This is a genomic window from Streptomyces sp. KPB2 (genome assembly GCF_003950055.1).
Classification (GTDB): domain Bacteria; phylum Actinomycetota; class Actinomycetes; order Streptomycetales; family Streptomycetaceae; genus Streptomyces; species Streptomyces salinarius.
Genome location: NZ_CP034353.1, coordinates 7,365,781 through 7,379,191, shown reverse-complemented (window position 1 = coordinate 7,379,191; position 13,411 = coordinate 7,365,781). Strand labels below are relative to the sequence as shown.

At 71.5% G+C, this 13,411-nt stretch carries 10 protein-coding genes; 9 read left to right on the top strand and 1 reads right to left on the bottom strand.

Going from position 1 to position 13,411, the window contains the following annotated elements:
• Positions 1–197 precede the first annotated feature (197 nt).
• Both D1J63_RS33340 and D1J63_RS33335 read left to right on the top strand, forming a co-directional pair.
• Positions 198–2,357 carry a SpoIIE family protein phosphatase gene (locus D1J63_RS33340; RefSeq protein WP_164713086.1) on the top strand — a complete coding sequence of 720 codons (2,160 nt, stop codon included), beginning with the start codon at positions 198–200 and terminating at the stop codon, positions 2,355–2,357.
• Positions 2,358–2,459: 102 nt separating this feature from the next.
• Entirely contained in the window at positions 2,460–3,086 is a 627-nt protein-coding gene (locus D1J63_RS33335) for a histidine phosphatase family protein (RefSeq protein ID WP_125634070.1), read from the top strand.
• Between the two features lie 19 nt (positions 3,087–3,105).
• Here D1J63_RS33335 and lpdA read toward each other — a convergent pair whose 3' ends face one another.
• On the bottom strand, positions 3,106–4,518 hold the full coding sequence (gene lpdA, locus D1J63_RS33330; protein WP_125634068.1) for a dihydrolipoyl dehydrogenase: 1,413 nt from the start codon (positions 4,516–4,518) through the stop codon (positions 3,106–3,108).
• A 346-nt stretch (positions 4,519–4,864) separates the two neighbouring features.
• Between lpdA and D1J63_RS33325 the strand changes: the two genes are divergently transcribed.
• From D1J63_RS33325 to D1J63_RS33290, 7 genes are all read left to right on the top strand, one after another.
• On the top strand, positions 4,865–7,087 hold the full coding sequence (locus tag D1J63_RS33325) for an MMPL family transporter (protein WP_164713085.1): 2,223 nt from the start codon (positions 4,865–4,867) through the stop codon (positions 7,085–7,087).
• 95 nt (positions 7,088–7,182) lie between these two features.
• Positions 7,183–8,424 (top strand): sensor histidine kinase, encoded by a 1,242-nt coding sequence (locus D1J63_RS33320; RefSeq protein ID WP_125634066.1) that lies wholly within the window; start codon positions 7,183–7,185, stop codon positions 8,422–8,424.
• Entirely contained in the window at positions 8,421–9,149 is a 729-nt protein-coding gene (locus tag D1J63_RS33315) for a response regulator transcription factor (RefSeq protein ID WP_125634064.1), read from the top strand. The genes D1J63_RS33320 and D1J63_RS33315 overlap by 4 nt, the downstream gene beginning before the upstream one ends.
• Before the next feature lie 556 nt (positions 9,150–9,705).
• Positions 9,706–10,827: an NAD(P)/FAD-dependent oxidoreductase gene (locus D1J63_RS33310; protein ID WP_125634062.1), complete on the top strand. Its 1,122-nt coding sequence runs from the start codon at positions 9,706–9,708 to the stop codon at positions 10,825–10,827.
• A 280-nt stretch (positions 10,828–11,107) separates the two neighbouring features.
• Positions 11,108–11,539 (top strand): GntR family transcriptional regulator, encoded by a 432-nt coding sequence (locus D1J63_RS33300; protein WP_125634060.1) that lies wholly within the window; start codon positions 11,108–11,110, stop codon positions 11,537–11,539.
• Positions 11,536–12,423, top strand: a complete 888-nt coding sequence (locus D1J63_RS33295) for an ATP-binding cassette domain-containing protein (protein WP_125634058.1) — start codon at positions 11,536–11,538, stop codon at positions 12,421–12,423. Before D1J63_RS33300 ends, D1J63_RS33295 begins: the two co-directional genes overlap by 4 nt.
• Complete coding sequence (locus D1J63_RS33290; RefSeq protein ID WP_125634056.1) at positions 12,420–13,376, top strand: transporter; 957 nt, start codon at positions 12,420–12,422, stop codon at positions 13,374–13,376. Before D1J63_RS33295 ends, D1J63_RS33290 begins: the two co-directional genes overlap by 4 nt.
• Positions 13,377–13,411 lie beyond the last annotated feature (35 nt).

Sequence of the window (13,411 nt, the reverse complement as noted above, 5' to 3'; positions counted from 1 at the left end):
GGACGGCCGCAAGGGGGGCGACGGTCGAGGCCCGCTCCGTCACTGTCGGTGTTCACCGTGCGTTCGCTGGTGTGGGCGAAGCGTCCGCCGGTGTTATTGAATGGGGTGTGCGGTCCGGGTACTCGGGGCCCTTCCGCACGGGTTCGGGTACGGCCCCGGCACTGCGCCGGGGTGGGCGAGCGAGCTGAGGGAGCCGCATGGACTCCACACCCCCCTCTTCGTCCTCGTCGTCGTTCAACCTGGTCAGCAGCGCCCTGGGGCGCTACATCCCGCGTGGCCAGGCGGCGGGGCCCGACCCCGCCGCGTCGCAGGCCGACCCCGCCGGACAACCGCCGGGGCACGACCTCGCGGCAACGGGCCCCCAGGAGCAGATCCTCGGTGCGGTCAATCTCGACCGGGAGCTGAGAGTCACCCACCGCAATCTCGATGCCCCCGTCTTCGCGGGACTCGACGCCGCGATCGGGAGTCCGTTCGTCGATCTGCTGCCGCAGGGGGACGTGCCGACGGTCACCCGAAGGTTGCGGCAGGTCCTGGAGACCGGTGAGGCGCACGTCGCCCGGGTGCAGCGGCTGCGGCGGGCGGACGGGTCGGAGCTGGTGGTCTCGATGAGCATCCTGCCCGCGGCGGCTCCCCAGGAGGGCCTGACCGTCTCCGTGATCGCCATGGCCAGAAGGCTGCACTTGTACGCCGCCGAGACCGCGATCGGCACGTCGCTGGACATCGGCGAGACCGCGCAGTCGCTCGCGGAGTCCCTGCTGGCCTGGGGAGACGTGGCGGCCATCGACCTCGACTTCGCCGTGTGGACGGGCGAGGGGGTCACCGATCGGGCGCAGGGCCGCATCCGGCTGCGGCGGGCGGCCCTGGTGCCGGACCGGGCGTGGCCGGAGGGCTACGTCACCCTGGGCGAGGACCTTCCCAGCGACGCCAGTCGTCTGCTGGCGCAGGCGATACGGCGTGCCGACGCCCCGCAGTCCATCGTCATCCCCGACCGTGAGGCGATCGAGCGCGTACTGGGCAGTCCGCGACTGGTACGTGCCCTGGTGCCCGGGGAGCGATCGGCGGGGGTGGCGTGCGTGCCGCTGGTCCTGGAAGGCGATCCGCCGGTCGTCCTGGGCGTGGCGGAGGTCTGGCGGCGGGCGGACCGTCCCTTCGCCGACAGCGAGCTGTTCGACCTGCAGGAACTGGTGGCCAGGACCTCCCACCACGTGGACCTGGCCCGCCAGCACCAGCGCGAGCACACGCAGGTCCTGGCCCTGCAGCGCCGGCTGCTGCCGAGGTCCGGCGGCGGCACCGTCCAGACCGCCAGCGTCTACCAGCCCACCACGCCCGACAGCGCGGGCGTCGGCGGTGACTGGGTGAACAGCTTCCCGCTGCCGGACGGACGTACAGCGCTGGTGGTCGGTGACGTCGTCGGCCACGGGCTGGGAGCCGCCGCGACCATGGGCCAGCTGAGCATGGAGGCCCGCGCGCTGCTGTCCGCGGGACTCGCGCCCGACGAGGTGCTGGAGCACCTGGACGAGACCGTGACGCTGCTGGACGACGCGGAGTCCGGGCTGGCGGCCGGCTACAGCGCCCTCGGGTCGACCTGCTGCATCGCGGTCTACGACCCGGTCAGCCACCGGTTGGCGTTGTCCAACGCGGGCCACCTCCCCCCGATCCTGGTGGCGCCGGACGGAGCCGCCGGTCCGCTCGCGGTCCACCCGCATCCCGGTCTGGGCGCCGAGTTCGCCCTGCGGGAGCCGTTCGGCGTGCACACGTTCGCGGCGCCCCCGGGTTCCCTGCTGGCCCTGTACACCGACGGCCTGGTCGAGGACCCGGCCGTGCCGATCGACGAGGGCATCGGCAGGCTGGTGCGGGCCGTGGCCGAGGTGCACCCGTGGGACGCGCTGCCGCAGGCCGCACGGCGGGTGGTCGCCGAGGTGATGCCGGAGCGCCAGCGCGACGACGTGACCCTGCTGCTCGCACGCCTGATCGGCTACCGCAAGGGGGACACGGCGACCTGGCGGCTGCCGGCCCGCGAGGACGCGGCGGCGCGGGCCCGGGCGCTGGTCTCCGCGCTGCTGCGGCAGTGGCGCACCCGGGGCGGCACCCGGGACAGTGTGCTGCTCCTGGTCAGCGAGCTGGTCACCAACGCGGTCCGGCACGCGGGCGGGCCCATCACCGTACGGCTGATCAGGGCCGGCCCCGGTCTGCTGTGCGAGGTCGGCGACACCGGCAACGGCAGGCCTCGGCTGGGCCGGGCCGGGCTGCTCGACGACGGTGGCCGCGGCCTGCACGTGGTGCACCGGCTCACCAGCCGGTGGGGGGTGCGCTGGACGGAGACCGGCAAGGTGGTCTGGGCGGAGGTCGTACGGTGACGCTCCCGGGGAGCCCCGCGCGCGAAGCGTGCGGGAACCGGGGCATGGTGAGCCGGCGTCCGTCGAGGCACAAGATCACCAGTGCGCCCCGAGGAGTCCGCGATGACCGGCACGGCCACCCGTTACCTCTACCTCGCCCGGCACGGCGAGGCGACACCGGACGAGACCGAACTGACGGACGCCGGCCGGCGCCAGGCCACCCTGCTCGGCAGGCGCCTGAGAGACGTCCCGCTCACCTCCCTCCACCACGGTCCGCTGCCTCGGGCGCGGCAGACCGCGCGCCTCGTCGCCGACGAACTGACCGGCGTCACCCCGCACGTCTCGGACATCGCCGGCGACTACGTGCCCCACGTACCGGAACGGGCCGAACTGCCGCCCGAGTCGGCGGACCACTACCTCCGCTTCCTCGCCGGTGTCACCGACGAGGAGCGGCGGCACGGCACGGAGCTCGCCCGCCGGGCGCTGCGCCGGTTCACCGGGCCGGTGACCGAAGGCTCGGAGGACCGGCACGAGTTGGTCGTCACCCACAACTTCCTCGTCGCCTGGCTGGTCCGGGACGCCATGTACGCGCCGAAGTGGCGGTGGCTCGGCCTCAACCACGGCAACGCGGCGCTCACGGTCATCCGTTACACGCCCGGCCGGGCGCCGTCCGTCGTGGTCTCCAACGACATGCGCCACCTGCCCGACGAGCTGCGGTGGACGGGGTTTCCGCCCGAACCGGGCGTCTGAGAGGGGGCGTTCGTCCGCCCTACATGTTGATCATGTGCCCGGCGAGCCCGTGCACCGCTTCCTTGACGGCCTCGCCGAGTGTCGGGTGCGCGTGGACGTTGCGGGCCACCTCGTGCACCGTGAGGTCCCACTGCTGGGCGAGGGTCAGTTCGGGCAGGAGTTCGGTGACGTCCGGGCCGATCAGGTGGCCGCCGAGGAGTTCGCCGTAGGTGGCGTCGCTGATCAGCTTCACGAAGCCGGTCGTGTCGCCGAGGCCGTGCGCCTTGCCGTTCGCGGTGAACGGGAACTTGGCTACCTTGACGTCGTAGCCCTTCTCGCGGGCCTGCGCCTCGGTGTAGCCGAAGCTGGCGATCTGGGGCTGGCAGTAGGTGGCGCGCGGGATCATCGCGTAGTCCAGCTCCATGGTCTCGGCGCCCGCGAGGGTCTCGGCGGCGATCACGCCCATCGCCTCGGCGGCGTGCGCGAGCATCAGCTTCGCGGTCACGTCTCCGATGGCGAAGATGTGCGGGACCGAGGTGCGGCAGCGCCCGTCGACGTCGATCGCGCCGCGCTCGGTGACGCTCACGCCGGTGTTCTCCAGGCCGTAGCCGGCGGTGTTGGGCGCGAAGCCGATGGCCTGGAGGACCTTGTCGGCCTCGATGACCTGTTGCGTGCCGTCCTTGCCGGTGACCGTGACGCGGACCCGCGGGCCCGATTCGTCGATCGACTCGACGCGGGTCGAGGTGAGCACGTCGATACCCGCCCTGCGGTACTGCCTGGCCAGTTCGGCGGAGACCTCGGCGTCCTCCAGCGGGGCGACGCGGTCCAGGAACTCGACGACGGTGACCTTCACGCCGTAGTTGTTCAGCACATAGGCGAATTCGATGCCGATGGCGCCGGCGCCGGCGATCACGACGGACTGCGGCAGGTCGTCGGAGAGGATCTGCTCCTCGTACGTCACCACCCTGGAGCTGCGGCGGGTGCCGGGCAGCAGCTTGGGGGTCGCGCCGGTGGCGATGACGCAGTGGTCGAAGCCGACGGTGCGGACGGTGCCGTCGGGTGCGGCCACCCGGAGCGTGTGCGGGTCGAGGAAGGTGCCGCGGCCGTCGATCTCGGTGATCTTGTTCTTCTTCATCAGGTAGTGGACGCCCTTGACCCGGCCGTCCGCGACCTTGCGGCTGCGCCGGAAGGCCTCCCCGTAGTCGAAGGAGACGGTGCCCTCGACCCTGATGCCGAAGGTCTTCGCCTCCCGGGTGAAGATGTGCGCGAGCTCGGCGTTGCGCAACAGGGCCTTGGTGGGGATGCAGCCCACGTTCAGGCAGACGCCTCCCCAGTACTTCTCCTCGACCACCGCGACGCTCTTGCCGAGCTGCGCGGCCCGGACGGCGGCGACGTAGCCGCCGGGTCCCGCCCCGAGTACGACGACGTCGAAGTGCTCACCCTGCTGGTTCATCGATGGTTCCTCTCTGCCGGACGACCGGACCCTCCGGGTCGGCACGCTAGCGGACTCGGCCGAGGCGCAGCCCTGGCTCGCTGCTTTCGAAGCCGACCGGCTGACATGCGCGGTGCGGCCCTCGATCGCTTCGCCTCACGTGACCTTCACCGGTGCAGGACCGATACTGCCTCTGCGGGACTCGAAGGCCCAACTGGCCGACCTGGTCTCGTCCCCGGGTGGGACCCCCGGAGGGCGTAGTACTGCGGATTCAGTACCGCGCGGTGTCGGCAGCGGGACGACGACAGGACACCCCCTTCTTCAGGAGTCTGGAGGCACCTTCGAGACCCGATGTGGAGACCTCCCCGTGGCTGCTTTTCTGTATCGAATGGGCCGCTTGGCCTTCAGGCGACGCTGGACCGTCGCCCTTGTCTGGGCCGCCGTGCTGGCCGCCGTAGGACTTGCCGGCATGACCGCGCCGGAGGCGGAGGAGGAACCCTTCTCCATGCCGGGGATCGAGTCGCAGGAAGCCTTCGAGCTGATGGAGGACCGGTTCCCCGGCGCCGCCGCCGACGGTGCCACCGCCCGCGTCGTCTTCGTATCGCCGACCGGCGAGAAGGTCACCGCCACCGAGAACAAGGAGGCCGTCGAGGCCGCGATAGCCGAACTCGGGGACGGCACGCAGGTCGCGAGCACCGTCGATCCGTACGAGTCCGGCGCGGTCAGTGAGGACGGCTCCACCGCGTACACGACCGTGACCTACAAGGTCGACGCCGCCGGCCTCACCGACGCCAGCCGCAGCCACCTGGACGAGTCGCTCGAGCACGCCCGTGACTTGGGGCTCACCGTCGAGGCAGGCGGTGACGCGATGGAGGACATGGGCGGACCCAGCGGCACCGCCGAGGCGATCGGCATCTCCGTCGCCGCCGTCGTCCTGCTGATCACCTTCGGCTCACTGGCCGCCGCCGGACTCCCGCTGCTCACCGCGCTCATCGGCGTCGGCATCAGCCTGTTCGCCATCACGGCCCTGGCCGGTCCGCTGGGCCTGGCCGACACCACCAGCACCGTGGCCATCATGCTGGGGCTGGCCGTCGGCATCGACTACGCCCTGTTCATCGTCTCCCGCTACCGCGAGGAGCGTGCCAAGGGGCGGACGCCCGAGGAGGCCGTCGCCCTCGCCACCGGCACCGCGGGCTCCGCCGTGGTCTTCGCCGGGCTCACCGTCGTCATCGCGCTCGCCGGTCTCTCCGTCGTCGGCATCCCGATGCTGACGGAGATGGGCCTGGGCGCGGCGGGCGCGGTCGTCGTCGGCGTCCTCATCGCGCTGACCCTGGTCCCGGCCTTCCTCGGCTTCTGGCCCAACGCCATCCTGGGCCGCAAGGACCGCAAGGACCGCGAGGACCGACGAGCGGGCGGTACGCCGCGGGGGACACGCAAAGTCAACGGCGGCACCCGCTGGGCGAGCTTCGTACTGCGCCGCCCGCTGCCCGTGCTGCTCGCGGCCGTCGCGGGCCTCGGCGCCCTGGCGCTGCCGATGACCGACCTTCAGCTCGGTATGCCCGGCGACGAGGCCAAGTCCACGGAGACCACCCAGCGGCGGGCCTACGACGCGCTCGCCGAGGGCTTCGGGCCCGGCTTCAACGGACCGTTGACCGTGGTCGTGGACGCCAAGGACGCCGACGACCCGAAGGCCGCGGCCGAGACCGTCTCCGAGCGGATCGGCGGCACCGAGGGCGTGGTGTCGGTGTCCCCGGCCCAGTTCAACGAGTCCGGCGACACGGCCGTCTTCTCCGTCGTCCCCACCACCGCGCCGACCGATCAGGAGACCAAGGACCTGGTCAACACGATCCGAGACGACCGGCCCGGCATCGAGTCCGAAGCCGGGGCGAGCTTCGAGGTCACCGGGATCACCGCGATGAACATCGACGTCTCCGAGAAGGTGCAGTCCGCGCTGGTGCCGTACCTGCTCGTGGTGGTCGGGCTCGCCGTGATCCTGCTGCTGGTGGTCTTCCGCTCGATCCTCATCCCGCTGAAGGCGGCCGCCGGCTTCCTGCTCTCGGTGCTCGCCTCGCTCGGCGCGGTGGTCGTGGTCTTCCAGCAGGGCCACGGCGCCGACCTGCTGGGCGTGGAGACCACCGGCCCCATCATGAGCCTGATGCCGATCTTCCTGGTGGGCATCGTCTTCGGCCTCGCGATGGACTACGAGGTCTTCCTGGTCTCGCGGATGCGCGAGGCGCACGTCCACGGCGAGCGGCCCGCCCAGGCCGTGACCTCCGGGTTCCAGCACAGCGCCCGGGTCGTCGTGGCCGCCGCGCTGATCATGATCGCGGTGTTCTCCGGGTTCATCGGGGACAGCGACGCCATGATCAAGATGATCGGCTTCGGCCTCGCCTCGGCCGTCCTGCTCGACGCCTTCGTGGTCCGGATGGCGATCGTGCCGGCCGTCCTCGCCCTGCTCGGTGAGCGGGCCTGGTGGCTGCCGAAGTGGCTGGACCGGATCCTGCCCCGGGTCGACGTGGAGGGCGAGGCCCTGACGCGCCCGGCCGAGCCCGAGGCGCAACCGACCGAAAGGGACCTCGCCCGCGCCTGACCGGGTGCGCAGGAGCCGCCCGGGGTCGCCCCAGCGACCCGGGCGGCGTCGCATCGTCCACCATGGATGCCAGCCCCTCACCGAGAGAGCCCACCATGAACAGCAGCCTGGAGCGCTACACCGAGCGCGTGGAACAGTACGCGTCGCGCTTCCCGCGCTTCCCCCGCTTCCTGGACGTGATGATGGTGCTGGCCCTCATCGGCTGCGCCTTCTTCGGCACCCATCTCAGCCTCCCCGGCGTCAACAGCCCGGACACGGGGAAGTCGCTGGAGGTCATGCTCGGCCTGTCCTGCCTCGTCCTGCTGAAGTACCGCACTCACACCCGCACGGTCGTGGTCGTGGTCGCCGGGGTCACCATCGCCGCGATCGCGCGCGGCTACCTGCTCACCCCGATGCTGCTGGCCCCGCTGCTCGCCGCGATGTACTGGCTGGCCGTCCTGTGCGACCGCCGGACCGTTCGCCTGTACGCGCTCGTCGTCACGGTGTCCCTGCTGACCGTGAACCTGTTCTCCGACGGCATGCGCGACCTCTCCCCCGTCCTGACCGTGATCGGCCCGGTGTTCTGGATGGCCCTGCCGCTCGTCGGAGGCAGCCTGGCCCGACTGCGCGGCGACTATCTGGAAGCGGTCAAGTCCCGCGCCGAGCACGCCGAACGCACCCGGGAGGAGGAGGCCCGACTGCGGGTCACCGAGGAGCGGATGCGCATCGCCCGCGAGTTGCACGACGTTGTGGCCCACCACCTGGCCCTCGCCAACGCCCAGGCCGGTACCGCCGCCCACCTCTCGCGCAGCGACCCCGAACAGAGCCAGAAGATCCTCGACGACCTCACCGGCACCACCTCCGCGGCGCTGCGCGAGCTCAAGGCCACCCTGGGCCTGCTGCGCCAGGACGACCGGCCCAAGGGCGAGGGCCTGGAACCGGCGCCGGGGCTCGCCCGCCTTCCCGAGCTGATCGACTCCTACCGGTCGGCGGGCCTGAAAGTCGTCGTCCACCAAGAGGGCGTGCGCCGCCCGCTGACGCCGGGCGTGGACCTGACCGCGTACCGGATCGTGCAGGAAGCCCTCACCAACGTCGCCAAGCACGCCCCCGAACGCGCCGCCCATGTCGGCTTCACCTACGCCGACTCCCGGCTGCTCATCACCGTCAGCAATGACGGCCCGGCCACTGTCACCGCCGTCAACGGGACGTCCGGCGGTTTCGGGTTGCGGGGCATGCGGGAGCGCGCCCAGTCCATCGGCGGCGACCTGTGCGCGGGGCCCCGCCCCGAGGGTGGTTTCGAGGTCACCACCGCGCTGCCGCTGCAGCCGTCCGCCTCCGTCGAAGGAGAGTCTCCATGACCGTGAAGGTGCTGCTCGCGGACGACCAGGCCCTGCTGCGGGCCACGTTCCGCATCCTGATCGACTCCTGCCCGGACCTGGAGGTCGTCGGAGAGGCGTCCAACGGGGCGGAAGCGCTGGAGCTGGCCCGAACCCACCACCCGGACGTCGTGCTCATGGACATCCGCATGCCCGGGACGGACGGCCTGTCCGGCACGGCGGAGATCTGCGCCGATCCAGAGCTGGCGAGCACCCGGGTGCTGATCCTGACCACCTTCGAGACCGAGGACTACGTCGCTCAGGCGCTGCGGGCCGGGGCCAGCGGCTTCCTCGGCAAGGACGTCACCGCGGACGCCCTGCTGGCCGGCATTCGCACGGTGGCCTCCGGAGAGGCGCGGCTCTCCCCCGGCGCCACCCGCACCCTGATCACCCGCTTCCTCACCTCCCCGGCCCCCGGCACCTACCTGGCGCCCCCGGAACGGCTCGCCGACCTCACCGGACGGGAACGGGAAGTGATGGCGCTGGCGGCCGAGGGCAAGTCCAACGCGGAGATCGCCGAGCTGCTCGTGGTCAGCCCGCTGACGGTACGGACGCACATCCACCGCGCGATGACGAAACTCAACGCCCGCGACCGGGCACAGCTCGTCGTCATCGCATACCAGACGGGCCTGGTTCAACCGGGAGGGGACAACGGGGCCCCGCCGAGGCACGGGAGCTCCAATACGCCTCATGGGTTTCCGGCCTGACGGAACGTCGGCACCAGACGACTGCGGAGTCCCTCCTGCCCTCGACTCACCGCTGAACGGCCGTCCCCAGACCCGAGCGTTCGGCAATGGTCAGGAGCATCACGGTGAGCCCATGGCCGTCCACACGATCTTGTACGCGCGGCGGCACCAGCAGAATCTGCGTCAGGAGCGGAGCAGCTCGACGCACCCCCGAGTCGGCACGACATCCCTCTCCGGCTCCACCTGCCGTCGCAGCGCCCCGGCCGGCAACCGCGCGCGGCGACAGGAAAGCTGTCCAAGCGCCCGTATGGACCGGGACGACGCATTCCGCCCCCCGGTTTTCGGACGTGGACGCGCGGGGCGCGACGCGTCGCCGTGTCAGCCGCTGTCAGGTGGGCGCCGGGTATTCTTGCGAGGTCGCGAAAAACGATGTGCCGCGGTTCCGCCCGTCGGCCGCCGTTCGTACATCGAACAGATGGCTCTGATCGGTGAGCGTCTCCTGCCGGGACCGGGCGATCCTGTCCGCTCCTGGCGCTGGCCATCGCCGACGTGTGTCGGCGCTACACAGGAGCGCACCATGCAGAAGACCATCGCCGTCGCCGGAGCGGGACTGGGCGGGCTGACGCTCGCCCGGGTGCTTCAGGCTCACGGCATCACCGTGACGATCTACGAGAGCGAGACTTCGGCAACGACCCGTGCACAAGGGGGCCTGCTCGACATCCATGAGGAGTCCGGGCAGGTCGCGCTTCGCGCGGCCGGTCTGTACGACGGGTTCCTCGCCATGGTCCGCCCGGGCGAGGACGCCAAACGGGTGGTCGACCGCCACGGCAGGATCCTGTTCGACAAGCCGACGGACCCCCGGTCGACCCGCCCAGAGGTGGATCGGGGCGAACTGCGACGCCTGCTCATCGACTCGCTGGAGCCCGGGACGATCAGGTGGGGTCACAAGCTCGTCTCAGTCCAGCCCCGTACGGCGGGCGACTACGGCCTCACCTTTGCCGAAGGTTCCACCGCGTACGCCGATGTCGTCATCGGTGCGGACGGCGCCTGGTCGAAGGTGCGACCGCTGCTCACTCCGGCCACGCCTGCCTACACCGGAACCTGTTTCGTCGAGATCGCCCTCGCCCCGGACGGCCACAACCTTCGGACGAGCGTGGCCGCGACCGGCAGCGGCACACTGATGGCTGTCGCTCCGGGCAAGGGCATCATCGTCCACCGCTACGCCGAGGGGTACGTGCGCGGATACGCCGCGCTGAACAAGCCGGAGGAGTGGGTGAGGTCGATGGGCTGCGGCGACCCGGCCAGCACCCTCCGTCAGGTCGCCCACGAGTTCGACGGCTGGTCACCCATGCTCACGGCCTTCGTTACTCAGAGCGAGACCGAACCGTGGCTGCGCCCCATCCATGCCCTTCCAGCGGGGCTCGAATGGGAAAGGGTGCCCGGAGTGACGCTCCTCGGCGATGCCGCGCACCTGATGTCGCCCTTCGCCGGCGAGGGCGCGAATCTCGCCATGTTCGACGGCGCCGATCTGGCCGGCAAGCTGGTCGAGGAGCCCGACATCGAGGCCGCGCTCACCGCCTACGAAAGGCGGCTGTTTCCACGGAGCAGCGACGCGGCCCACCGCTCCTCACAGAACCTGGATGTCTTCTTCGGCCAGGGGGCACCGCACAGCGTCGTCGCTCTGTTCGATCCGTCTTGATCAACTCGTAGGCAGGTCAGAGCGGACGCCGTCGGGACTCTTCGGTCCTGCGTCTTCGCGCCATGTGGGCCGGGCCGACCGCACCCGGTTCGTTCCCCCCTGCGTGACGCGACGGCGACGCCCGAGTGCTCGGGGTGCCAGTAGTCATGAAGCACCGCGTCGCAGACCGGGCGGAGGGCGGCAAGCCCGGAGTCAGGCTCTGGACCAGAAGCCCCGGGGCAGCGCCGTTTGACATCGGGACACGATCCGATCATGCTTCTACCAATGAATTAATGAAAGCATGGAAGGTGACGTGGTCGAGTACCGGATCGATCGACAGAGCGGCATCCCGGCCTATGTGCAGATCGTGCGGCAGACCGAGCAGGCGCTCCGGATGGGTGTGCTGCGGGTCGGGGACAAGCTCCCCACAGCCAAAGAAGTCGTCGCCGCCACCGCCATCAACCCCAACACCGTGTTCCGGGCGTACCGCGACATGGAGCAGGCAGGCCTGGTCCGCTCGCGGCGTGGGCTCGGCACCTTCGTTACCCGGTCGCTGGCGCGGCCGGGCGCGGAGGACGACTCGCCCCTGCGGACGGACCTCGCCGCATGGGTCGCCCGGGCCCTGGCAGCCGGACTGGAGCGGGACGACATACTCGCCCTGGTCACGGCAGCCCTCGACGAGCACGACGAGCACGACCCGGGCGACCGGGGACGGAAACAGGAGGACGCATGACCGGGCCTGACGAGCCCGCCGCGCTGCACGCCACGGAGCTGGGCTTCCGTTACCGGGCACGCGGTGACCGGGCGCTGCGGGACTGTGGGTTCATGGTGCCCCGGGGCCGGATCACCGCCCTGGTCGGCCGCAACGGCGCCGGCAAGAGCACCCTGCTGCACCTGGCCGGCGGGCTGCTGCACCCCACGCGCGGACGAATACGGGTCCTGGGCACCGCGCCGGACAGCGCCGGGGCACGCACCCGGGTCGCCCTGCTGACCCAGGACAAGCCGCTCTACCCCCGCTTCACGGTGGCCGACACCCTGCGCATGGGCGGCAAGCTGAACTCCTCGTGGGACCGGCAGGTTGCCGAGCGGGTCGTGCGCGAGGGCGACATCGCCCTGTCCGCCAAGGTGGGCGAGCTGTCCCCGGGCCGGCGCACGCGCGTGGCGCTCGCCCTGGCACTCGGCAAGCGGCCGGACCTGCTCCTGCTGGACGAGCCGCTCGCCGATCTCGACCCGGTGGTACGCACCGAGATCATGGCAACGCTGATGGCCGAGGCGGCGGAACGCGAGCTGAGCATCGTCCTGTCCTCGCACGTCCTGCCCGACCTGGAGCAGACCTGCGACTGGGTGCTGCTGCTGCGGGCGGGCCGAGTCGAGCTGAGCGAGGACGCCGACGCGCTCCGCGAGGGCCACGCCCTGCTCACCGGACACGTCGACGAGGAGCCGACGCTGCGGGAGCACACCGTCGTGCACCGCCGCACGCACGGGCGTCAGCTGACTGCCCTGGTGCGCCCGCGGGGCCCGGTCGGCGGCAGCTGGCACGTCGAGCGGCCCGGCCTGGAGGAGATCCTGCTCGGGCACCTCCAGGACGGCGCGGCCTCGAAGGAGGCGGCGGCGTGAGGGGGACCCTGTGGCTGGCCTGGCGCCAGCAGCGGACACTGATCGGCTGCGGCACGCTGGTCCTCCTGGCCGCCGCCGCGCTCGCCGCGTACTCCCGGGCGGGCCTGGTCGAGGACCTGCGCAGCGGGCTGTTCGACGGCTGCGACCCCGGGCCGCTGTACTGCACCCGCTCCCCGGACGGGCTGCCCCGGTTCCTGGATGTCGAGCCGCTGAGGCTGCTGGGCGCGCTCAACATGACGCTGCCCGTCCTGGTCGGCATGTTCTGGGGGGCGCCGCTGCTGGGCAGGGACCGGGAGCTGGGCACCCACCGGATGATCCTGTCCCAGGGCGTCGGCCGCGCCCAGTGGTTCGCTTCCCGTTTCGCCCTCGCCGCCCTGGGCACCGCAGCGCTGTCCGGGTCGCTCGCGCTGCTGTTCCGCTGGTGGTGGGAGCCCGCCGTCAACCGCAGCTACGGCGTCTTCTGGTACGAGGCCACCGCCCTGACCGGCTCGGGCCCCTCCCTGGTCGCCGCCGCGCTGTTCGGCCTGTCCGTGGGCACCCTCGCAGGTCTGCTGACGCGCCGGGTGCTGTCCGCGGCGGCCTGGACGCTCCTGGTCACCGGTGCGGTGGCGGTGCTGGTGCAGTGGACGCACCGGGCCCGCCTGCTGGTCCCGCCGCAGCGCTACGTCAGCGACGGCTGGCAGCCCAAGGAACCGATGGGCGACAAGTGGTCCACCGGGCACTACGGCCTGATCACCGGCTCCGGCCGCCAGGACTCCGCGCTGGCGTGCCCCTCCCCCTCCGGCCGAGAACTGCGGGAGTGCATGGCCGGGCACGGGTATGTCTCCCGTTACTACGAGGCCAACCCGGCCGGCGACTACTGGGCCTTCCAATGGGCCGACACGGTGCTGCTCGGCGGTCTGGCCGTCGTCCTCGTCCTCGCCACCGCCCTGCTGCTGCGCCGCCGCGTCTGACCCGCCGCCCAGCACCCCTCACTGTCCTCTTCACC

Bases quoted from the DNA above. Each gene is read 5' to 3' on its own strand.
- D1J63_RS33295 (WP_125634058.1), top strand. From the start codon at position 11,536: ATGACCGGGCCTGACGAGCCCGCCGCGCTGCACGCCACGGAGCTGGGC.
- D1J63_RS33310 (WP_125634062.1), top strand. From the start codon at position 9,706: ATGCAGAAGACCATCGCCGTCGCCGGAGCGGGACTGGGCGGGCTGACG.
- D1J63_RS33300 (WP_125634060.1), top strand. From the start codon at position 11,108: ATGGAAGGTGACGTGGTCGAGTACCGGATCGATCGACAGAGCGGCATC.
- D1J63_RS33320 (WP_125634066.1), top strand. From the start codon at position 7,183: ATGAACAGCAGCCTGGAGCGCTACACCGAGCGCGTGGAACAGTACGCG.
- lpdA (WP_125634068.1), bottom strand. From the start codon at position 4,518: ATGAACCAGCAGGGTGAGCACTTCGACGTCGTCGTACTCGGGGCGGGA.
- D1J63_RS33335 (WP_125634070.1), top strand. From the start codon at position 2,460: ATGACCGGCACGGCCACCCGTTACCTCTACCTCGCCCGGCACGGCGAG.
- D1J63_RS33315 (WP_125634064.1), top strand. From the start codon at position 8,421: ATGACCGTGAAGGTGCTGCTCGCGGACGACCAGGCCCTGCTGCGGGCC.
- D1J63_RS33340 (WP_164713086.1), top strand. From the start codon at position 198: ATGGACTCCACACCCCCCTCTTCGTCCTCGTCGTCGTTCAACCTGGTC.